The organism is Pseudomonadota bacterium, from assembly GCA_018823285.1.
In the GTDB taxonomy this organism is placed as follows: domain Bacteria; phylum Desulfobacterota; class Desulfobulbia; order Desulfobulbales; family JAGXFP01; genus JAHJIQ01.
Genome location: JAHJIQ010000058.1, coordinates 1 through 21,485 on the forward strand (window position 1 = coordinate 1; position 21,485 = coordinate 21,485).

The following is a 21,485-nucleotide window of genomic DNA, read 5'->3' on the forward strand; positions in this document are numbered from 1 at the left end:
GCTCCGGTCGGCAGTAAAACCACCAGTAACAATCCTGCAATTATGATCTTTTTCAAGAAGTCTCCTTAATAGTCAGAACTATGGTTACAATCGTTGCCTCCGATAATTCCCGCAATCTAGCCGACCCAATAAGTTTATTGAAATTATTTTTTGAATTTATGGTTTTTTATATATTGGACCAGCAACCATGGATGAGCCAGTAGGAAAAATTTCAAAATTTGATTATATTGGCCATTAATTTTTTGCTGGTGGCCAAGATGAACCCGGAAACAGCGTATCCTGAGAAAATGAAAAAAACCGACAATATAATCCAGGGAACCGCACTGCTGGCAGCAGGCTTCATCGGCGTGCAGATCGCGACCATCCTCTTCAGCGGTGAGGCGTTCTGCCTGAACCAGGGGTGCAAGGTGGTGGAGGAACTGACCAGGGTGCCGCCCCTGTTCGTCAATCTCGCCGGACTCCTCTTTTTTTTGGCCCTGTTTGTTGCAGCCCGCAGGCCGCAATCCGGACCACACCCCGAACTCAGCTGGACCGCGCTGCTGCTCCTCACCGGCCTTGGCGCGGAGGGGGTGCTGGTCGGCTACCAGGTTTTTGTGATTCACACCCTCTGTTCTTACTGCCTGATCATCTTCGGGGTTATTCTCTTTCTGAATCTCATCAGCGGGCGCAGGCAGATATTTCTCGGGCTGTCGGTTTTCGCAGCCTCAATGATCGCCTTCAGCTCATTGAATTTCGGCCAGTCGCAGATGTCGCTGAAAACCCGGACCCTGCTCTCCGGGACCTTCGCCAAAACCAGCTGCATTGCCCCGGAAAACCAGCTCTATCTGTTCTTTTCCGCCAATTGCCCCCATTGCCAGACCGTGATCAAGGCGCTCGAAAACTGCAACAGTTGCGAAATGCACTTCAATCCCATCGAGCCCATTGAGTCTCTGGAGCATCCGGAGCTGGAACACTTCCCCGACTATGACCCGTCATTGAACCGACTGGTCCTCTCGCTTCTCGGGATCAAAACCATCCCGGTGATGATCATCGAAAAGACCAACGGTTTCTCGCTGATCAAGGGTGAGGACCCGATCTTAAGCTACATCAACCAGGTCTGCTTCAACAACTCGGAACACAATCCCTACCAGGGGCAGACCTACCTGCCGGATCAATCCTACGGATTCACCCCGGAACCGGGCACGGAAGGCGAATGCGAGATCGAGGTCGAATGCCCTGATCCCGGACAGAGTTTAAGCCCCGCCTTGAAATAGTCCCCGGCGGCAACTATTTCCGGTCGCGCACCATTGCCGATCCCCCTGGCTTATGCGGGGAATCCCCCCCCGATTACACTGATCCCTCCAAAATGAGGTGTAGACTTGTCCCCCGCATGGTCGATGTGACAATCGGCCACATTGAATTTTTCCAGATAAAAATGGAAGAATGACCCTCGCATGACGAAATTTTTATTTTTACCAACAAATTAAATGCGTGGAGGACCAAATGAAAAAAATCACAGCAAGCGCGATCGCAATGACCCTGGCAATATCAGCCGGCTCGGCCATGGCGGCAAATCTCTCCGTTCAGGAGCAGATGGGCAGGCACCTTTATCAGGATAAGGACCTGTCGTGGAACAGAACCCAATCCTGCGCCACCTGCCATCACAGGTCATCTGGCTTTGCCGACCCGACCAACAGTAGAGATCCCGAGAATACCATGGTCTCTTTAGGGGATGACGGAATTTCTTTAGGGGGGCGGAATGCCCCGACCTCCGCTTATGCCGGTTACAGCCCGATCCTCGCTCAGAACGCTGCCGGAGAATGGATTGGCGGCATGTTCTGGGATGGCCGCATGACCGGGGAAGTGCTCGGTGACCCTCTGGCTGAACAGGCCCAGGGACCGCCGCTGAATCCCGTTGAAATGAATATGCCGGATGTGGCATCGGTTGTTGCGCGGGTGGAAGAATCTCAATACGCCCAGCTCTTTATTGAAAACTATGGGACCACCTTTTTCGACGACCCGATTGCCGCTTACGATGAAATCGCCCGGCTGATTGCCGCCTATGAACGATCAGGAGAACTCAATCCTTTCAATTCCAGATACGATCGCGATGAATTGACCGCGGCGGAAGCGCGGGGGCTGGCGGTATTCAGGAAGGCCGGCTGTGACTCCTGCCATTCTCTTACCCCGCCGGCAGGCGCGCCCGGCCCGGTTTTCACAACTTACGGTTATGCCAATATCGGGGTGCCGAACAATCCATTGGTAAACCCTGATCCGGATCTCGGCCTTGGATATGTCAAGGCAGGTGAAGACGGGAAATTCAAGATCCCGACATTACGAAATGTCGCCGAAACAGCCCCCTATTCGCACAACGGATATTTTCCCACGTTAACCGCAATGGTCAGCTTTCATAACGATAGAGGGGGACTGACTCCCGATGTGGAAGAGAATCTGGTCGATCCGGTCAACGTTGCCTTAAACACCCAGGAAATCGCCGACGTTGTGGCCTTTCTCGGCGCACTGACCGATGTCAGCACGAAAAGGTAGCCGTATACTTCATCTGAACTGGCAGGAAAATGACCGGGAGCCGACTGATCGGCTTCCGGTTTTCATTTTGGAGCGCCATAATTGTGGCGGAAGGTGCTCAAAAGACTTTACCGCCAGTGCCGGGCAACCATCCCAAGCGCTTCATGCGGGCAACTGTTGCGGCAAAGCCCGCAGCCGAAGCATTTTCCGGGATCGATCACCGCCCGGAACTCCCCCACCTCTTCCCTGCTGTTGATGGCGCCGAAGTGGCAGGCATCTTCACACGCCCCACAGCCGGTGCAGAGCGCGTTATCAACTGCGGCCACCTGTTCGCCGCGATACATGGTCTCGACATCAATGGCGAGGGTGCGCAGACCAAGACAGTCAACCGGCCGACAATTGCAGATCGCGCCGATAAAGGGGGTGATCATGGTCCAGATGGTGTGGACCGCCCCCTCTTTTTCCAGTTCCTCCATCTGCCTGATTGCCACCTCCGGACTGAGACTCTCAAGCCCCATGTCCTCCGCCTTGCCGAAGTAACTCATGTCGAGGTCCTTGTACCAGGTTTCCGGGGTATAGCTGACGCTGTAACAACAGCGGTTTTCTTTCTTCAGCGATGCCCAGCGGCAGGCGCAGGGCATTCTGACCACGGTTGCCGCCCGGCCGACAATCTCCCTGATATCCTCAATAGTCACCACCTGGCCGAAATGCTCCTCGTTGGCCTTGTCCACCATCTGCCGGACCACCCGTTCCGGGAGCATCTTTTTCTTGCGGTAGATGGTCTCAAGCCGCCCGATGGTAACGATCCCCTCTTCAATGGTCGAGGTGAAAAAATCCCTGATATAGTTCCGCCGGGAGAGATCGCTCATCAGGTCGTTGGCATAATTTGCCGCATTTTTAAACCAGACCTTGCCGTCGCCATGCTTGGTGCAGAATTCACACATCGTTTTCTCATCTCCCTTCTTCTAAATATCGAAAATTTGTTTTAGTTGAATCTAAACTTGTTTTCAAGGTGTTACGCTGACTATGATAGAATTTCAGCCATTCTTCGACACGCTCAGGATGAGGAGAACAACTCATACACAACAAAGAGTCCACCGCTCACCCTGAGTCTGTCGAGGGTAAGCCTGCCTGGGGATGGGTCTTTCAAAGAGTCATTTGCCGGAGTTCAGTGTCAACCAGATATTTTTTTTGCATACTACTGGAATTCTAATGCCACGTTGTGGTATAAACAACAATCGCCTGATTTACTATTTTCGGCAACAGGTCCGGAAGCAGATATTTTCTTAATCATGATCCTTTCACCCTGTCACGGAGGTTCACAATGTCCTGGAAACCTGAAACCCTCGTCCTGCACGCCGGCCACACTCCCGATCCGACCACCCGGAGCCGGGCCGTGCCGATCTACCAGACCACCAGTTACGTCTTTAACGACACCGAAGACGCAGCCCAGCTGTTTTCATTAAAGCCCGAGGTCTGGGCGCCGCGCTTAAACCTCGACAAAGACGGCTTGCGCCCGGGAGATTTCGATCCTTCAGCCACCGGTAACATCTACACCAGGATCATGAACCCGACCACCGATGTTCTGGAAAAAAGAATGATGCATCTCGAAGGCGGGGTCGGCGCTTTAGCGACCAGCTCCGGCTCTTCGGCCATCACCTATGCGATCATCAACATCTGCCGCCCCGGCGACAACATCGTTTCATCGGCGAGCCTCTACGGCGGCACCTACAATCTTTTTCTCCACACCCTGCCGCAGTACGGAATCACCACCACCTTTGTTGCGGCCTCAAATCCCGACGCCTTTGCCGCGGCAATCAACGGGCAGACGAAATGCATTTTTATCGAGACCATCGGCAATCCAAGGCTCGACACCCCGGATATCGAAAAGATCGCCAAAATCGCCCACAATGCGGGAATCCCGCTGATCATCGACAATACAGTCTCGACCCCCTTCATGTGCCGGCCCTTTGATTACGGCGCCGACATCTCGGTCCATTCCCTGACCAAGTTCTGCGGCGGGCACGGCACCAGCATCGGCGGCATCATCATCGACAGCGGCAATTTCGACTGGCCCGGGTCCGGCAAGTTCCCGATGTTCACCGAACCCGATCCTTCCTATGGCGGGGTTGTCTGGAGTGATGCCGTCTTGAATGCCGCTTACGTGATCAGGGCGAGGACCATTCTCCTGCGGGATCTGGGCGCCTGTATCTCCCCTTTCAACAGCTTTCAGATCATCCAGGGTTTGGAGACCCTGCATCTGCGGATGGAACGGCATTGCAGCAATGCCCTGGCAGTGGCGAAACACCTCGAAAATCACGACCTGGTGAACTGGGTGGTCTACCCCGGGCTTGCCGACCATCCCACCCACAAACTGGCAAAGAAATACCTGCGGCACGGCTTCGGGGCACTGGTGGGTTTCGGGATCAAAGGCGGGCTTGAGGCGGGCAAATCATTTATCAATAACCTGAAGCTTTTCAGTCACTTAGCGAACATTGGCGACGCCAAGAGCCTGGCGATTCACCCGGCATCCACCACCCATTCCCAGCTGACTCCGGAGGAGCAGGCGGCAGCGGGCGCCCCCATCGACTTCATCCGCCTTTCGGTGGGTCTTGAGCATATCGACGACATCACGGCGGATCTCAATCAGGCCCTGGCAGCCACCGCCGGCTGACGATCATCAGTGCAGGGGGAGAGCCACCCCCTGCACTAACGTTTTTTCCGACTTTTCTTCCAGCTGGTCTGTTTCGGCTGTTGCGGTTCGCCGCCGCCGGGGGGCAGGCTCTTTTCACTCTCCGAGGCGACCCAGACAAAGCGTGACTGATTTTTACTCCCCTTGTAGGCCGGGACCCGGTAGCGGCGCACATGGAAACCGCAACCGATCAGGATTTCCTCAAAATCCTTGCAGGGAGCGGCCGACCAGACGGCCAGATTTCCCTTCTTACGCAACGCCTGGCGGCAGGCCATGACCCCTTCATATCCATACAACCGGCTGTTCCCGGAATCGGTCATCGCCTTTGGCCCGTTGTCGACATCAAGCAGAATCGCATCAAACCTGTTCCGGGAACCAGAAATAAGCTTTAAAACATCACCGGTTACCAGCCGCACCCGCTGATCCTCAAGCGGCCGACCGTTCAACTCGCCAAAGTACCGCCGATTCCATTCGACGATCGCTTCCATCAGTTCGCCCACCACGATCTCGGCCTGCGGAACGAGCAGATCAAGAGTCTCGCGCAGGGTATAACCCATTCCCAGTCCCCCGACCAGGACACAAGGTTCCTGACTTCTCCCCAGGCGGGCACAGCCAAGGCGCGCCAGCTCAAGCTCGGACTCATAGTGCCGGCTGTGCATCAGGTCCTCGCCGTTGACCTTGATGAAGAAATCCCGGTCATGCTGCAACAGTTCCATCTCGCTGCCGTCGGGAGTTCGGGCGGAAGCTATTTTAATTCTCGGTTTCATGACGACGTTCTCATCTGATATGCTTACATTATTGATTTTAAAATTTATCCACTACCAACACCGGCCACCTATTTACCATCAAAAACAGTATCGGTCGACCATCCTTTTTTCCGGTAATATTAACCAAAATTAAATTTGACAACATCCGCAGCCGATCATAGTTTTTGAAGCACGGGGGAATAATAAGGAGAATAAATATGCTGCAGAAAATAAAGAAAATGCACGCCCAAGTTCCCACCACACTTCGCCGCAATTATTTCACCATGCTGATGCTGGCAACGATCATCTTCCCCGGCTTCACGGCCTGCATGCCTCCTTCGGCCAGTTATGCGGAGATGGAGGTTGAAAGCGTTCAGCCCCCACCTCCATCAACCGAAGTCTTCTTTTACCCCAACAGGGGGCAGAGCCAGGAGCAACAGGACCGGGACAGTTATGAGTGTTACCTCTGGGGGGTAAAACAGACCGGTTTTGATCCCAGCGCCGCCAATCTCGCCCCGCATCATAAAGTTGTGGTGGTTCCCGAACCTCCTCCCGGGACCGGGACCGCAGTCGGCGCTGTGACCGGGGCCATTCTCGGAGCGGCGGTTGCCTCACATCACAACACGGCAGAAGGAGCGCTGGTCGGCGCCATGGCCGGAGCCATTTTCGGCACCGCCGCCGATGCGGCACGACAGGAACGCTCCGACCGGATCCAGGAATACTACAATCGCCAATCCGGACAACGGTTCGCCGAGACGGAGCGCCGGGCCGAGGAATATCGACGGGCCCTGTCAGCCTGCCTTGAAGGGCGGGGCTACACCGTCCGCTGACATTCATTTCCAATACCACGGCACATTTAATAAGGAGAATCTAATGAAAAAAAACCGCCTGATCATAACCGTCTCTGTAATTCTGACAATTTTTTCAATTCTCCTGGCCACTTCGGCCCTGGCTGACCGGGGCCGCGGCCGCGGAGGTGATGAGTGGCGCAGCAAGCGCGACTCCCATTCCGAGCGCGACTACGGTTCCCGTTATCGGGAAGATCGCAGGTCTCATGAGCGTTATCGCAACGACAGGAACTTCATATTCGACACCCGCTTCAACCACAACCGTTATTATCCGAAAAGGGGGTATGTGGTGCGGGAGTTGCCGCATAACCATCGGGTATTCAAATATCGCCGCGACAATTACTATTTTGACGACGGGATCTGGTACCGACCATCAGGAGTCGGCTTCTCTGTCGTGCTGCCCCCCGTCGGCCTGACCCTGCCGCTGCTGCCCCCTTTCTACACAACGGTCTGGGTCAGAGGAACTCCTTATTACTATGCCGATGAAGTCTATTACCGATGGCGCGCCGAAGACCGGGTTTACGAAGTTGTAGATCCGCCATCCGAGAAGGAGGCGGTAACCGAGCCGCCGATTCCCGACAAGCTGTTCATCTATCCCAAGTCCGGCCAGAGTGAGGAACAGCAGGCGACCGACCGCTATGAATGCCATCGCTGGTCTACAGACGAGACCGGATTTGATCCGACCAGGCCTGGAGGGGATGTGCCGGAAGAACAACACGAAGAAAAGCGTCTTCAGTACCAGCGGGCAATGAAAGCGTGCCTTGAGGCGAGAGAGTACAGCGTTCAGTAGAACTTTCCGGAATGAAAAAGGCCGCAATCCCTTCGCTGGGATTACGGCCTTAACGGTCCATGACTCAGGAGTCAGAAATAAACTCTGCTCCCGGGGATCGTATCAATATTGCGGTCGACGCTTCTGGTTTTTTTTACCACGCTGGACCTGGACCTGGTTCACCTTGATCTCCTTGCCTTTAAAGGCGCTCCTGTTCAAAGCTTTGATTGCCTTGTCGGCTTCCGAATTATCGGGCATATCGATGAAACAGAAATCTTTCGGTCTTCCGGAATAACGATCCATGACCAGATTGATACTTTCAATCCGGCCGTATACGGAGAAGAGTTCTTTCAATTCGCTTTCTTTAATATTATCAGGCAGTTGTCCGACATAAATATTCATAATCATTCTCCTCAGAATGGGTGCCGTTTTGCGATAAAATACAGGAAGAGACGGCACTGTCCGTCCGTCCCGTGCTTCTCGAAGTCTCACTTCGCTCGCTCTCAACGGGACCGACAATTATTGATGCACCGGGATTTTCCATTCCGGCTCATGCCTCGGTACACATCGACACAAACCGCCATCCCGGCCCCGGCAGGGGTATCGTGGGTGGGTATTGCGCAACACCCGTTCCTCGGGGGCTGCGAAATGCTGCATTTCAGGCGCTCTTGCCCTTGCGTCCTTTGTACTGTCGAGGCCCGGTGGCGACTTTGCCGGGCCGCCGTCCACCACTCTGCTTGCCGGTGCCTCCGGCAACTTCGATGGAGACGGTTTTTCCGTTGATTTCGGTATCCCGGAAAACGTCAAGGATCTGATGGGTGAACTTGCTGTCCGCCTCAAGCATGGCGCTGTTCCGCTGAATATCGATCTTCCCGACCTTGATTCGGCCGACGCCGGGAATGCCGTTAATCGCACCGATCAGACCCTGGGGCTCAAGCCCCTGACGGCGTCCGATATTGAGAAAGAAACGGGCAAATTTCTGCTGGCCGCCCCGGTCCGCTCTTCCGGCAGCATCACCGCGCCGAAGTTCCTTGCGGCCGTGCTCTCTTTTCTCCCCATCACTCACATTGAGTTCCGGGGCGTTTTTGTAATATTCAAGGACCCGGTTGAACTCGAGAGAGACAAATTTCTTGATAAGTTCTTCACGATCAAGGGATTCAAACTTCGCAGCAATTTCGGCATAGAGGGGATCAATCTGGGCATGGTCCACTTCAACGCGGTTCACCACATCGGCCAGGCTCAGCAACTGCTTCTTGCAGATCTCGACACCGGTCGGAATCCGGCACTGCTTGAACTTCTTGCTCAGCTTGCTCTCAATTTCCCTGATCTTGAAATGTTCCTTCATATGGACTATGGCCACCGAAATCCCGGTCCTTCCAGCCCGCCCGGTCCGCCCGCTTCGGTGGGTGTAACTGGAGATATCGTCGGGCAGGTTGTAATTGATCACATGGGTCAGATCATTCACATCGAGACCCCGGGCAGCAACATCGGTTGCCACGAGGATCTGCAGGTTTTTACCCCGGAACTTGTTCATCACCTGATCCCGCTGGGCCTGTGACAATTCTCCATGCAGGGCATCGGCGCTGTATCCGTCCTGGATCAATTTATTGGCGACGTCATTGGTTTCCTGGCGGGTCCGGCAGAAAACAATCGAATAGATATCGGGACAGAAATCGACAATTCTCTTCAGGGCAAGATAGCGGTCTTTGGCCTGGACCATGTAAAACTCGTGCCGGACATTTTCGGCTCCCGCATTCCGCCTGCCGATAGTGACCTCGACCGGGTCGGTCATGTACCTTGCGGCTATCGCCGCAACCCCTTTCGACATGGTCGCGGAAAAGAGAAGCGTGTTTTTTTCAGCCGGAGTCTCTGCGAGAATGGCATTCAGTTCCTCCTGGAATCCCATCTGCAGCATCTCGTCGGCCTCATCAAAAACCACATAGCGGACTCCGGAAATATCGACTCTACCGCGCCGGATCAGATCATTCAGCCGACCGGGGGTGGCAACGATGATATGGATGCCTTTGCGCAGGGACGCAATCTGCTGTTCAATACTTGCGCCGCCGTATACCGCAAGAACCTTCACTCCCTGAACGTAGCGGGAAAAAGCCTCAAGATCCTTGGCCACCTGCATACAGAGTTCTCTGGTAGGGCACAAAATCAACCCCTGGGTCTTCTTGTCCTGCACATCAGTCAGTTGGATCAGGGGCAGGCCGAAAGCCGCGGTCTTGCCCGTGCCGGTCTGGGCCAGACTGACCAGGTCCGCCCGCCGTTCCAGGATCAGGGGCAGGACTTCCGCCTGAACGGGAGTCGGTTCGACAAACCCCAGGGATGAAAGTCCTTTCAGGATATCTTCGTGAATACCAAGCTCTGCAAATGTAACCATATTGTTTGTTCTTCCAGGATGTGGGGTGTTCGAAAATTCGACAACTTCGTTCAGTGAGCTCATCAACGGGCTGGTTGACGCAGTCTGTCCGCCCCGTGGGTTGGCGCCTCACTTCGTACGCCCGCCGCAAGACCGACAGCAGTTCATCAGGGGCAGATTGCTCAAAAAAAAACCACGAAATCCTTTTTATGAAGAGGATTGCGCGGTCGGATACAGCAGTCTCTCATGACAAAACATATAAATCTCTATTTGAGAACCGGTGAATATACTCCAAATCACCAATAAAGCAAGCATCGAATTGAAGATACGGATTTTTTTTGAGGTATATCCTCATGTGCCCGGCAGGAGTTTTATCGGCAACAAATCACTTTCGTCCTCCGGAGATATGTCTCGTCCGAGCAGGCGAGCTGCTCGCCATTGGTTTTCTGGTCAGCAGGACCAGCACTTCCAGATTGGCGGTGCCGGAGAACATGTCTAACGGGACAACCCTTTCAACCTGATAGCCGTTCTCCTGCCACTCCCGGAAAGCGGCCGGAATCTGGTCGACCCCGCAGAAAATATGGAGAACCCTGCCGGGCTCTCTTTCGCAGATGGCCTCGATCACCCCCCGCTGCGGTCCCTGCCTGGGGGGGTCAAGAATATACACCGTGGGCTCGGTGGAGACCGGCAGCAGGTCATGAAGGGATTTGGGGGTGATCCGACGGGCATGAAACCGGGTCTTGTTCGTGTTGCCGTTCAGTTTGGCATTTGCCTGGGCCTCACGGATCGAAGGACCTTCCGCATCAATACCGACCACCTGTTTGCAGCTGCCGGCAAGAGAATGGCTGAAAAGCCCGTAGCCGCAATACAGATCAACCAGCCGTTCCTTGCTGCCGGGCGCAAGCAGCTCCCGGGCCTTCCCGAGCATGAAAGAAACGATCGACTCGTTCACCTGGGAAAACGAAGTGGGATGAAAATGAAACCGGCAGTCGCCATACTGGACTGAAAGATGGGCCGGACCGTAAAGTTTTTTCATCTGCAGCCCGCTCTCGGGCCGGCGACTCTCCAGATAATAATCCGAGCCGGTCGGATCAAGATAGGCGAAGACCCCGGTTACCGGTTCCGGCTGCTTCTGCAGATGTTCAGCCAGAATCTTCAGCTTGTGGACCAGGGGGCCGGTCATCTTCCTGATATTCAGGATCACCACCCGTTCCTCATAACTTCCCCTGATGATCAGATAGTTCAAATGCGCGGCGATAAGTTTCCAGGCCGGCTCGCTCAGCTTCTGCTGAAGAAAAGTATAGATCCGGGCATGCTCCGGTGGTTCAAGCGGCGACTCGAGAAACGCTCTCTTCTGGTCCTTAAGAATTTTATCCCCGAAAACAAGATGCAGCTGGGACCCCCGGAAAATACAGCGGCGTTTGGAGGTTGTCCGGTACCCCCTCGGCCTGGGGGACGGGATGACCGGTTCCGGCGTACCCGACAGCCTGAATTTCTGCCAGAACTCCTTGAGGGCTTTGTCCTTCAGGGCAAGTTCATCGCCGTACTGAAGATGGGCAAGGGGCGCCGCCTGCAGGGTAACTGAATCCACCGGTTTCGTTGGGCTCCCCGCCATTCCATACAGCAGGGAGGCGAAGGTGACCGTTGCTCCCGGCTTGGCGGGAGCAGACCTTTTTTTGGTCTCGCGCCCCACCTTTTCCGGCCTTTCCCCGGCAGCTGCCCTTTTTACCGGCCTGCCCTTTGTCTTCGTCCGGTTCCTGTTCTTCTCGCCTTGTTTCATAACCACGGTCATCCAATGAAAATCAGAAGTTTCTTCTTGACCACGCCTTGCCGGATCAGGGTCACAAGGAATTCCCCACAATCCCGATCATCACACCATGCCATTGGGATGTCGACAAAACAATCCATATTTTTCGAACACCTTTTGCATACGACCCGTTCCGGGTCATCCTGCAACCCGCGCCAGGGGGAAAACGCCTTCCCGCCTGAAGCCGGGAAACCCCATCTTTATCCGGCCCCCCCGGCCCTCATCGGCCGGGAATTCCTGCTGCACCGGGCGGCAAGAACGAGGCTGAAGTTGAAGAGCCGGCCTGCCCGGACAAAACTTATACCCGAAGGGTGAAAAATCGTGTATAGTGGCGACCCTTCGATAAAGCTTGAATCGAGCAGCCCGTCTGCTCGCAGGAAAATAATACGCGAAGGGTAAAATAACCAACTTATCATAAAACATCTTCCGGAGGATTTATCCCATGAAACTTATTCTTCTTGGCGCACCCGGCGCCGGCAAAGGGACCGTTGCCAAACAACTCACCGCCATTGACGGCTCGGTCCAGATCTCAACCGGCGACATCCTGCGCGGCGCCGTCCAGGCCGGCTCGGAACTCGGCAAAGAGGCCAAAGGCTATATGGACCGCGGCGACCTGGTCCCCGACTCACTGATCATGGGGATCATGGAGCAGAGGCTCCAGGAGCCCGATTGCGCGAACGGCTTCCTGCTCGACGGTTTCCCACGGACCATCCCCCAGGCCGAAGCGCTGAAGGTGCTCCTCAAGAAACTGAACATCAAACTGGACATGGTGGTCGATATCGATGTGCCCCGCGATGTGATCTTCGACCGGCTCTGCACCCGCCGCACCTGCGAAAACACCAAGTGCCAGGCCATCTACAATATCAAGAGCATGCCTTCCAAGGTTCAAGGGATCTGCGACAAATGCGGCAGCAAGATCGTCCAGAGGGCCGACGAGACCGAAACCGCCATCGGCCATCGTCTTGACACCTACAACGAGAAAACCGCTCCCCTTGCAGGATTCTACGAAAAAGAAGGCCTCAAAAAAACCATCACCGGCACCTCCAGCGAGGTGGTCGTTTCCGCGATCAGGGCAGCGCTTAAAATCTGACCCTTTCCGGAACAACACCGCAAGTCCGCAACCGGTTCCCTCTTCCGAGGGAGCCGGTTTTTTTATTTCAGCGCTTGTTATTCGAGTCGATTGTATTTAATGTGTTGTGACACCTGATACTGAACAGTCCCCGGCTCATCAGCCCTGACCAGATATCAATTTTAATCAATAATTTCAGCCACTTAAAAATTGAACAACGAAAGCATGATATCCATCATCGGTGGAGGACTGGCCGGATGCGAGGCGGCCTGGCAATGCGCCGAGAGAGGGCGCCGGGTGACTCTTTACGAGATGAAACCCGACCATTACAGCCCCGCCCACTCCTCTCCAGCCCTGGCGGAACTGGTCTGCAGCAACTCGCTTCGCTCCGACGACCAAGCGTCTGCCGTCGGCCTGCTGAAGGAAGAAATGCGGCGCATGAACTCGCTGCTGATGAAAATCGCGGACGAGACCAAGGTCCCCGCCGGTAAAGCGCTGGCCGTCGACCGGGAGAGATTTGCTGCCAGGATTACCGAAATTCTTGAGGGGCATCCGAACATCACAATCCTCCGCCGGGAAATCCCTGCGCTTCCGGAACCTGGCGAGGCACCCTGGATCCTTGCCACCGGCCCTCTCACCTCGGAATCGCTGGCAGAATCTCTCCGCACCTTCACCGGCCGCGAGCATCTGGCCTTTTACGATGCCATCGCCCCGATTGTCACCGCTGAATCCCTCGACCTGAATATCATTTATCAGGCCTCCAGGTACGATGACGGACCGGGCGACTATCTCAACTGTCCGATGAACGAGGAAGAATATCTGGCCTTTGCTGAAAAATTGAATGCGGGCGACAAGGTGCCTCTCCGTTCATTCGAGGACGTGAAGTATTTTGAAGGATGCCTGCCCATCGAGGTGATGTTTGAAAGGGGCATCGACACCCCCCGTTTCGGGCCGATGAAACCGGTGGGACTGCCCGACCCCAGGACCGGTGAGGACCCGTATGCGGTCGTCCAGCTCCGCAAGGAAAACCGCGAAAACACCGCCTGGAACATGGTCGGCTTCCAGACCAAACTCACCTATTCCGCCCAGCGGGAAGTTTTCCGGATGATTCCCGGCATGGAGAATGCCGAATTCGCTAGACTTGGCTCCATCCACCGCAACACCTTTGTCTGCGGACCGCAGGTGCTTCTGCCGACCCTCCAGACCAGGCAGCGTTCTGATCTTTTTCTCGCCGGGCAGATCACCGGGGTTGAAGGATACGTCGAGTCAACGGCCATGGGGCTTCTGGCCGGGCTGAACGCAGCCCGCATTGCGACCGACAGACCACCGGTGGTTCCGCCGATCGATACAGCCATGGGCGCCCTGATCGCCCATGTTTCGCAGGGTGATCCAGCCACCTTTCAACCGTCGAACATAAATTTCGGTCTCTTTCCGCCCTTCACCAGGAAAATGCCGAAACGATTACGCGGGCAGATCCGAGCCGAACAAGCCCTTGAAACCCTTGAGCAATGGTGCAAAGAAAATGATATCTAGTCTCCAGAGATTTTTCCCGGACCTGAAGTTCCTGTTCGCCCTTGCGGTGATGACCCAGTGGATCCCGCTTATCTCACCACCTGTGGTTATAGCGGCGGCAATCCCCCCCGTGCATACCCTGTCGGTCACATTCGATCCGGCCGGCGCAACCCTTTCCGGCATCTCGAAGGTCGAGTTCCCTGCCAACGCCGGCGGCAGTTTCCACCTGGACGGTCTCGCGGTCACCGGCCTCTGGATCAACGACAAGAGTATTGATCTCGACAATCAGGCGCTTGAATATTTTGCCGACCCGCTCCATGGGATCACCATTCCCGTCACCCCCGGTCCGAAGACCGTAACCATCTCCTACACCCTCGACCTGACGAAACAGACCTCTCCGCTCGGTGATCTGATCAGCGAAGAAGGGATCTCGCTCACCGGCATCTGGCACCCTTCTCTGCACCAGGACACCATATTCAACCTCACGGCCGAGATCCCGGCAAACTTCGAGGCAGTTTCCGAGGCGGAAGAAATCGAGACAATACAAACCGATTCGGGGAAAAAGGCCACCTTCCATTTTCCCCACCCTTTGCCAAGGCTCAATTTTATCGCCGGCCCTTATCAGGTTGAAAAGACGTCCTTTGGCGACAATCAGAATTTCTACACCTACTTTTTTGCCGAAGACCAGGACCTGGTGGCGGGCTATCGCGACAAGACCCTCGCCTATCTTGAACGATACCGAACGATGATCGGCCCCTTTCCCTACAAACGATTCACGGTTATCGAAAACCGCCTGCCGACCGGCTATGCGATGCCGACCTTTACCGTTCTCGGCCAATCGGTGGCCCGACTGCCATTCATAACAGACACCTCTCTCGGCCATGAGACCCTGCACCAGTGGTTCGGGAATTCCATTTCCCCCTCCCCGGAAAAGGGGAACTGGTCTGAAGGGTTGGCCACCTTTCTGGCCGACATGCTCTACCGTGAAGAGCAAGGGGAAGGGGTCGAATTCCGAAAGAACCAGCTGGTCCGTTATCAGAGTTTCGTCCATAATGACAACACCATGAGCTTGCAGCAGTTTGCCGGCGCCCAGAGCCATCTGCTGAGTGGCCAGGAAGTGCCAAGGGCGATCGGTTACACCAAATCGGCAATGCTTTTCCAGATGCTTGATGACCTCCTCGGCCGCGAGAAATTTCTTGCCGGGCTCAGGATTTTTTACACCCGGATGAAACACCAGCAGGCCGGATGGGAAGAACTTGCCGCCGGCTTTGAAGAAACCAGCGGCAGTAAACTGTCTGCATTCTTCACCCAGTGGCTGAGCCGCGCCGATGTGCCGGTACTGACCGTCCGCGCCCTGAATGTCATGGATGACCAGGGACATCCGGTGTTGAAGTTCACCCTCCGCCAGGACAATGGAGGCGACAACTACGATCTGGAGGTTCCGATCAGGGTGATCACCGATGGCGGCGAAATTCGGAAAGTCATCAGCATCAGCGAAAAGGAAAAGGTTGTTGAAATTCCCCTCGCCGCAAAACCCCGCGAGCTGGTGATTGATGACGAGTACCGGCTCATGCGGCGCCTCGCTCCTTCTGAAATGCCCCCGGTCTGGGCCGGTTTCATCGGCTCGGCCAATCGGCTGGTCATTGTTGAGCCTGCCAGGGCACACATCTTCGAACCCCTGCAGAAAATGCTTGAGGAAATGGGTTGCCGAATCATCTCCGAAACTGATGCCACCGACAAGGAGCTTGCCGGATCATCGCTGATCTTTCTTGGCGCCGGGTCAAATACCGCGCGCCGGATCTTTGCCGATCCGGGCCATCCCGATATCGGAGCGACCTTTGAGGTACGGAAAAATCCGCTCAATACCGGAGAAACAGCGGTGATTGTTTCCGCAGAAGATACTGCCGAGGTCATCAAGGCAAGCCGCAAGCTCCAGCATTACAGCAAGTACAGCTTCCTTCATTTTGAAAATGGACGCGCCATGGAAAAAAAGATCACCCCGAGCGAGCTTGGGCAACGCTTCATGATCGACCAGCCGCCCGGAGGCATCGAGATCAGCGCCAACCTGTCCTTTGACGCCATCATGGACCGGATCTCGGACAAACGAGTTGTCTATATCGGCGAAACCCACACCAGGGTTGAAGACCATCTGCTGCAGTTAAGAATTATCCAGGCCATGCACCGCCAGAACCCCGGCCTGGCCATCGGCATGGAGATGTTCAACCGGCCGGTCCAGAACGTTCTGGACAGCTACGTTCTCGACCACTCCATCGACGAGGAGGAGTTTCTCCGCCGGAGCCATTATTTCAGCAAATGGAGCTTCGACTATCGCTTCTACCAGCCGATCATCAATTTTGCCCGGCACAACCGGATCCCGGTGATCGCCCTGAACCTGGAAAAAGACATTGTCAGCAAGGTCTACAAGGAAACCGGGATCACCGGCCTGGACGAGGAATCGCTCCAGGTGATCCCTGCCGACCGCGACCTTTCAATGCCAGGCTACCGGGAACGGATCAGCTCAGTTTTCGGCATGCACTCCGGCCACCAGCAGAAACCGGAGCAGCTGAACAACTTCCTGCAGGCCCAGTCTTTATGGGATGAGACGATGGCGGAATCCATCGCCACCTATCTCACCGATAATCCCGACCGACGGATGGCGGTGGTCGCCGGACGGGGTCATGTGGACAAGCAGAACGCCATCCCGCCCAGAGTGGAACGCCGAATTCCGGTCAGCCAGGCGGTGGTGATCAATGTTGAGCAGCAGGAGGTTCGCGCCACGACCGCCGATTTTCTGGTTTTCTCCTCTCCGGCAGCCCTTCCCAAGGCGGCAATCATGGGAGTGCTGCTGAAGGAAACCGAAAACGGGGTCATGGTTGAGAAGATCTCGCCTCACGGCAAGGCCGGAAGTTCTGGGGTCAAGGAAAAAGACCTGATCCTGAAACTCGATGACCGGGAAATAGCCACCGTTGAAGACATCAAGGTTTATATGTTCTTCAAGAAAAGCGGCGAATCCGTCCGGGCGAAGATCAAAAGGATCAAAAAATTCTGGCCCGACCCGGTGCTGGAGATCGATATCCCCCTGTAATCCTTCCCGGAAATTTTTCCGTCAGACAATCATTTCACCCGGGGTCTGAACCGCCGCTATCCAGACCCCGTTTTTTTCAAAGCCGACAAACGGCCAACGCCCAGTTTCCCCACACCTCATAACTATGATGCAAATCATTCACCATCCCGTCAATCCACCTACCTGACAGTCAATCATAGTTTGGAAGCATGTTGACCGGCGATCAAATACGAAAAAGGGGGCTGATCTTTGTTTGACTCATCTTCATTTCGTGGCCAATGAGACGAACAGATCTCCTGAAGACCTTACCGATTCATTGCGGATTCGGTTCGTCAGAGTCATGGTCTCTGGCTGGGGGATTATTCTTTTCCGCCCTTCCCGATCTTTTCAAAGAACTTCTTTGTCAGCGAAAGGAGCAGCCTTGTCAAACTTCTTTTCCGCAAGACAAACTCCGCCTGCATATCCTCGACATCCCTGCCGATCCCTTCCTTGAACGATGACGACTTCATGATGGCCAGCACCTGGGACGGGTAGACACTGCGATGCCCGGTCATCAGAAAGCTCGTCACACAGGCCACGGCCGCATACGGAGCGACCTTGGGGCCGAAAAGCTCTACCGCCAGGATGCTTGCCGCGATCGGTGTGTTGGCCGCCCCGGCCAGAAGACTCACCATCCCGATCGCTGCAAAGGTTGCAGGATCGAGTCCGAGGATGTGTCCGTAAAAACTGCCTGCCGCGGCGCCGATAAAAAACACCGGGGTGACAATCCCCCCGCTCCCGCCGAAAGAGAGGGTGATTCCGGTGAAAAGCATCTTGATCAGAAAATCCCACCAGTTCGCCACCTGGCCCTTCAACAGGCCTTCAATCGTCTCAAGACCCAATCCGAGATAGCGGGTCGAGACAGCCAGAGTGAGAAGGACCAGGACAACTCCTCCGAGAAACCCCTTCACCGGCGCCTGGAAAGGGATCTTTTCCTCCACCTGCTTCAGATAGGTCATGATCTCGATCAGAAACAGGGAGCAGATCCCAAAAAAAATGCCGCTGAAAACAACCTTGAAAAAGAAAAGTTCGGAGAAGGCGGGGATAAATGGAATTTCATGATAGAAATATGATGCGCCGAGGTATGAAGAGATCTGATAGGCGGTCACCCCGGCAATAAAAGAGGGCAGGAGGATTTCATACATGATGCCGCCGACGAACAGAACCTCAATCCCGAAAATCGCCCCGGCGATGGGGGTGCCGAATACCGAGGCAAAACCGGCGCTGATCCCGCAAATCACAAGTTTTTTCCGGTCGGCCGGACTGAATTTTAAAGAGGTCGCAAAGACAGAGGCAAGCCCCCCTCCTATCTGGGCGCAGGGTCCTTCCTTACCGGCAGCCCCCCCACTGGCCAGCGTGATGATCGTGGTCAACAGTTTGACCGGCACCACCGCCGCTTTGATCCTGGAACTGTGTTTGTGGACGGCTTCGATCACCTTCTCGGTCCCGTGCCCTGAAGCCTCGGGAGCCAACCTGGTGATCCAGGCGCTCAGGAAAAGGGCAACCGGCAGGAACAGAAAATAATGTTCGTACCGTCCGGAAAAGGTAGTCGCCTGATTGAGAAGGAAAAGAAAGACGGTTGTGGAGAGCCCCACCATGACGCCGACAATGGAGGAGAGAACAAACCATTTGAAGATACTGATGAACAGGACAGTCTCTTCGGTAATTCTTCGCATGCACAAATCCCCGCGGCAAGAGAGCGCCGCTCAGCTCTTCCTCCTGACAGCATCCAGTGTAACACAAGATCCGAAAAAGCAAACCCCTCTTTTAAGGCACATCGGGAGGTCTTGGAGAAATCCTCTCCTTCACCTCTGAAGCTTGCGGGAATCATGAATGGGGATTATCATCGGCAGGAACAATTGATGACGCGCTCCGGACAAAAGAGAGGTCCGCATGAAATTACAACCTGATGGGGCAGGTTTCACATTGCACGTCCCAAAAAAACAGCACGAACAGATATGGCCGCCAGAGAAATAATTGAGACCATCAAGGCAACCCGGGACCGGCTTGTCTTCCTGAAGGACATGGGCATAAAAGACCTGCCCCTGACCCCGGAGCTGAAAAACTTTCTGGCCGACAAACCCCCTGCACCTGAAAAAACCATTCAGCCAGCACCTGTCATCGACAACCGAAGGGTATCGACCGGAAATACTTCCGCCATGGCCACGCTGATGAACAGGGATGCAAACCCGGTTCTTGAAGAAATCTATGCCGATCTGGCGGAATGTACCCGATGTCCACTCCACCTGAAGCGGAGAGGGATCATTCCCGGCCAGGGAGAAAAAACCGCCCGCCTCCTGATCATTGAAGACCAGCCCTCCGAAAATGAAGAAGCTGCGGGGGTCTGCGTTGCCGGCGCGGCGGGAGAGCTGTTGGACAAAATGCTGAAAGCCATTCATCTCGACCGGAGTGATGTCTATATCACCTCAATCGTCAAATGCCGGCCGGAAAATGACCGGCTGCCCACCATTGATGAAATCAACACCTGCCTGCCATTTCTCGCGAGACAGGTCGCCGCGGTCAACCCGGCGGTCATCTTCGCCCTCGGCCCCCTCGCCGCAAGAACCTTAACCGGCAACAATCAGCCCCTCTTCAGGATCAGGGGGAAATTCCACGACTTCCATGGCACCTCTCTGATGGCCTCTTTTCACCCAACTTTTCTGCTGAAGAATGAGGAGATGAAGAAGGCCAGCTGGATCGACCTGCAGCTGGTTCAGAAGAAACTTGCCGAGAACAGCCCAGCCCGGTAGCGAAAACTTTCCCCTTCCCGGAATACAACCCACGTCGACTCATGCTGTAGGAATCCGCCTACACAGGGTAGTCGTTTTCCTACAAAAAAAGATAAAATATCGACACAAATTCAACAACTTATCCTATTGACAAGATCGCGTTTTACTACTACATTATGCGCATCAACACCTTATCTCTCTTGTTGTTTCGATCCGGATGGCTCCAGGATCGAAAATGGAAGCATCAGGGGGCTGGCAGCCGGAAATCATAAAAAAAATCACGGATACCCGCCCGTGACTTTCTGCCGCCACCCCCTGACAGCTTTTGTAACCGAATGCGCCGCAAAAAATCGCAACCCCGCCAGACCATCTCCAACACATTCCGCTTACATGGTGAATTCAAATTGCATGTAGATAAGACCCCGGCCGAGGTCTCAGTCAGAGCTCCTCAGGAGTAAAGGAAACAACTTCGTCTATACTTCCCGATCCGGTCAGGACCATCACCAGACGATCAAGACCAAGGGCGATACCTGCAGCCTCGGGCATCCGGGAGAGTTCTTCAATAAAGTTCCCGGGAAATGGCCCGGGCTTCCGCCCTGAAGCCTGGATCAACTCACGATCCCGTGAAAAGCGCTGATGCTGCTCTTCCCGATCAGTCAGTTCGGAAAATCCGTTGGCAATCTCGATACCATCGATATAGAGCTCAAATCTTTCCGCAACCTCGGGATTGTCTTTACGCAGACGAGCAAGCGAGGCCTGTGAGGCAGGATAATCATACAGAAAAACCGGGCCTCCGGCAGCCAGCGCGGGTTCGATCTCTTCGACCAGCGACTCTTCAAACATATCGGTGGCCAGGGCCTCATCCACTGAAATGCGACAATATTGCCGGAATGCCTCGGCAACCGTGATCCTCGGCCAGGGATCCCCCCAGTCTTTGACAATTGCCGGATCAAAGTCGGCGGCAACAAAACGAACCATCTCTTCACATTCGGTCATCAGCGAAGAGTACTCAGCTCCCGCTCTGTACCATTCGAGCATGGTGAATTCAGAAAGATGCAATCGCCCCCGCTCACCCTTCCGGAAACAGGGACAGATCTGGAAAACCCTTTCTGCTCCGGCGGAGAGCAGTCTTTTCATGCAGAGTTCGGGGGAGGTCTGGAGAAATTGCCCTTCCGAGGTCAGGGGTTCAATCCATGGCTCCGGGGCAATTGCTGGAAGCCGGACCGGCGTCTGTACTTCAAGATATTCGCGGGAGATAAAAAAAGAACGGACTGCCTGGATAATGGCAGCCCGTTCGCGGAGTTTTTCAAGATCGACCATGAGAGTCAACCGGGACCGGA

Annotated in this window: 16 protein-coding genes; 9 read left to right on the forward strand and 7 right to left on the reverse strand. The window is 54.9% G+C overall.

Features of this window, described 5'->3' with window-relative positions; translation table 11 throughout:
• The first annotated feature begins 257 nt into the window (after nt 1-257).
• Nucleotides 258-1,253: a hypothetical protein gene (locus tag KKG35_13365; GenBank protein MBU1739115.1), complete on the forward strand. Its 996-nt coding sequence runs from the start codon at nt 258-260 to the stop codon at nt 1,251-1,253.
• Between the two features lie 229 nt (nt 1,254-1,482).
• Nucleotides 1,483-2,526, forward strand: a complete 1,044-nt coding sequence (locus KKG35_13370; protein ID MBU1739116.1) for a c-type cytochrome — start codon at nt 1,483-1,485, stop codon at nt 2,524-2,526.
• A 107-nt stretch (nt 2,527-2,633) separates the two neighbouring features.
• Here KKG35_13370 and KKG35_13375 read toward each other — a convergent pair whose 3' ends face one another.
• Nucleotides 2,634-3,449 (reverse strand): 4Fe-4S binding protein, encoded by an 816-nt coding sequence (locus tag KKG35_13375; GenBank protein ID MBU1739117.1) that lies wholly within the window; start codon nt 3,447-3,449, stop codon nt 2,634-2,636.
• 380 nt (nt 3,450-3,829) lie between these two features.
• On the opposite strand from KKG35_13375, the gene KKG35_13380 reads away from it, so the two are divergent.
• Entirely contained in the window at nt 3,830-5,179 is a 1,350-nt protein-coding gene (locus tag KKG35_13380; GenBank protein ID MBU1739118.1) for an O-acetylhomoserine aminocarboxypropyltransferase/cysteine synthase, read from the forward strand.
• 35 nt (nt 5,180-5,214) lie between these two features.
• Here the strand turns inward: KKG35_13380 and KKG35_13385 are convergent, their stop codons facing one another.
• On the reverse strand, nt 5,215-5,964 hold the full coding sequence (locus KKG35_13385; GenBank protein MBU1739119.1) for a hypothetical protein: 750 nt from the start codon (nt 5,962-5,964) through the stop codon (nt 5,215-5,217).
• Between the two features lie 197 nt (nt 5,965-6,161).
• On the opposite strand from KKG35_13385, the gene KKG35_13390 reads away from it, so the two are divergent.
• On the forward strand, nt 6,162-6,773 hold the full coding sequence (locus KKG35_13390) for a glycine zipper 2TM domain-containing protein (protein ID MBU1739120.1): 612 nt from the start codon (nt 6,162-6,164) through the stop codon (nt 6,771-6,773).
• A 43-nt stretch (nt 6,774-6,816) separates the two neighbouring features.
• Complete coding sequence (locus tag KKG35_13395; GenBank protein MBU1739121.1) at nt 6,817-7,581, forward strand: hypothetical protein; 765 nt, start codon at nt 6,817-6,819, stop codon at nt 7,579-7,581.
• 102 nt (nt 7,582-7,683) lie between these two features.
• Here KKG35_13395 and KKG35_13400 read toward each other — a convergent pair whose 3' ends face one another.
• From KKG35_13400 to KKG35_13410, 3 genes are all read right to left on the reverse strand, one after another.
• Nucleotides 7,684-7,962: an RNA-binding protein gene (locus KKG35_13400; GenBank protein MBU1739122.1), complete on the reverse strand. Its 279-nt coding sequence runs from the start codon at nt 7,960-7,962 to the stop codon at nt 7,684-7,686.
• Between the two features lie 256 nt (nt 7,963-8,218).
• Nucleotides 8,219-9,946, reverse strand: a complete 1,728-nt coding sequence (locus tag KKG35_13405; protein ID MBU1739123.1) for a DEAD/DEAH box helicase — start codon at nt 9,944-9,946, stop codon at nt 8,219-8,221.
• Nucleotides 9,947-10,310: 364 nt separating this feature from the next.
• Complete coding sequence (locus KKG35_13410) at nt 10,311-11,705, reverse strand: class I SAM-dependent RNA methyltransferase (GenBank protein ID MBU1739124.1); 1,395 nt, start codon at nt 11,703-11,705, stop codon at nt 10,311-10,313.
• A 469-nt stretch (nt 11,706-12,174) separates the two neighbouring features.
• Here KKG35_13410 and KKG35_13415 point away from each other — a divergent pair, with 469 nt between their 5' ends.
• From KKG35_13415 to KKG35_13425, 3 genes are all read left to right on the forward strand, one after another.
• On the forward strand, nt 12,175-12,822 hold the full coding sequence (locus tag KKG35_13415) for an adenylate kinase (GenBank protein MBU1739125.1): 648 nt from the start codon (nt 12,175-12,177) through the stop codon (nt 12,820-12,822).
• A 204-nt stretch (nt 12,823-13,026) separates the two neighbouring features.
• Entirely contained in the window at nt 13,027-14,334 is a 1,308-nt protein-coding gene (trmFO, locus tag KKG35_13420) for a methylenetetrahydrofolate--tRNA-(uracil(54)-C(5))-methyltransferase (FADH(2)-oxidizing) TrmFO (GenBank protein ID MBU1739126.1), read from the forward strand.
• The gene (locus KKG35_13425; protein ID MBU1739127.1) at nt 14,324-17,398 is read left to right on the forward strand and encodes a ChaN family lipoprotein; all 3,075 of its coding nucleotides are present in this window, start codon (nt 14,324-14,326) and stop codon (nt 17,396-17,398) included. Before trmFO ends, KKG35_13425 begins: the two co-directional genes overlap by 11 nt.
• A gap of 338 nt (nt 17,399-17,736) precedes the next feature.
• Here the strand turns inward: KKG35_13425 and KKG35_13430 are convergent, their stop codons facing one another.
• On the reverse strand, nt 17,737-19,092 hold the full coding sequence (locus KKG35_13430; protein ID MBU1739128.1) for a chloride channel protein: 1,356 nt from the start codon (nt 19,090-19,092) through the stop codon (nt 17,737-17,739).
• Between the two features lie 282 nt (nt 19,093-19,374).
• On the opposite strand from KKG35_13430, the gene KKG35_13435 reads away from it, so the two are divergent.
• A complete protein-coding gene (locus KKG35_13435) occupies nt 19,375-20,166 on the forward strand; it encodes a uracil-DNA glycosylase (protein MBU1739129.1) in 792 nt (263 codons plus the stop codon).
• A gap of 417 nt (nt 20,167-20,583) precedes the next feature.
• On the opposite strand, the gene genX is transcribed toward KKG35_13435, so the two are convergent.
• Nucleotides 20,584-21,465: an EF-P lysine aminoacylase GenX gene (gene genX, locus KKG35_13440; GenBank protein MBU1739130.1), complete on the reverse strand. Its 882-nt coding sequence runs from the start codon at nt 21,463-21,465 to the stop codon at nt 20,584-20,586.
• Nucleotides 21,466-21,485 lie beyond the last annotated feature (20 nt).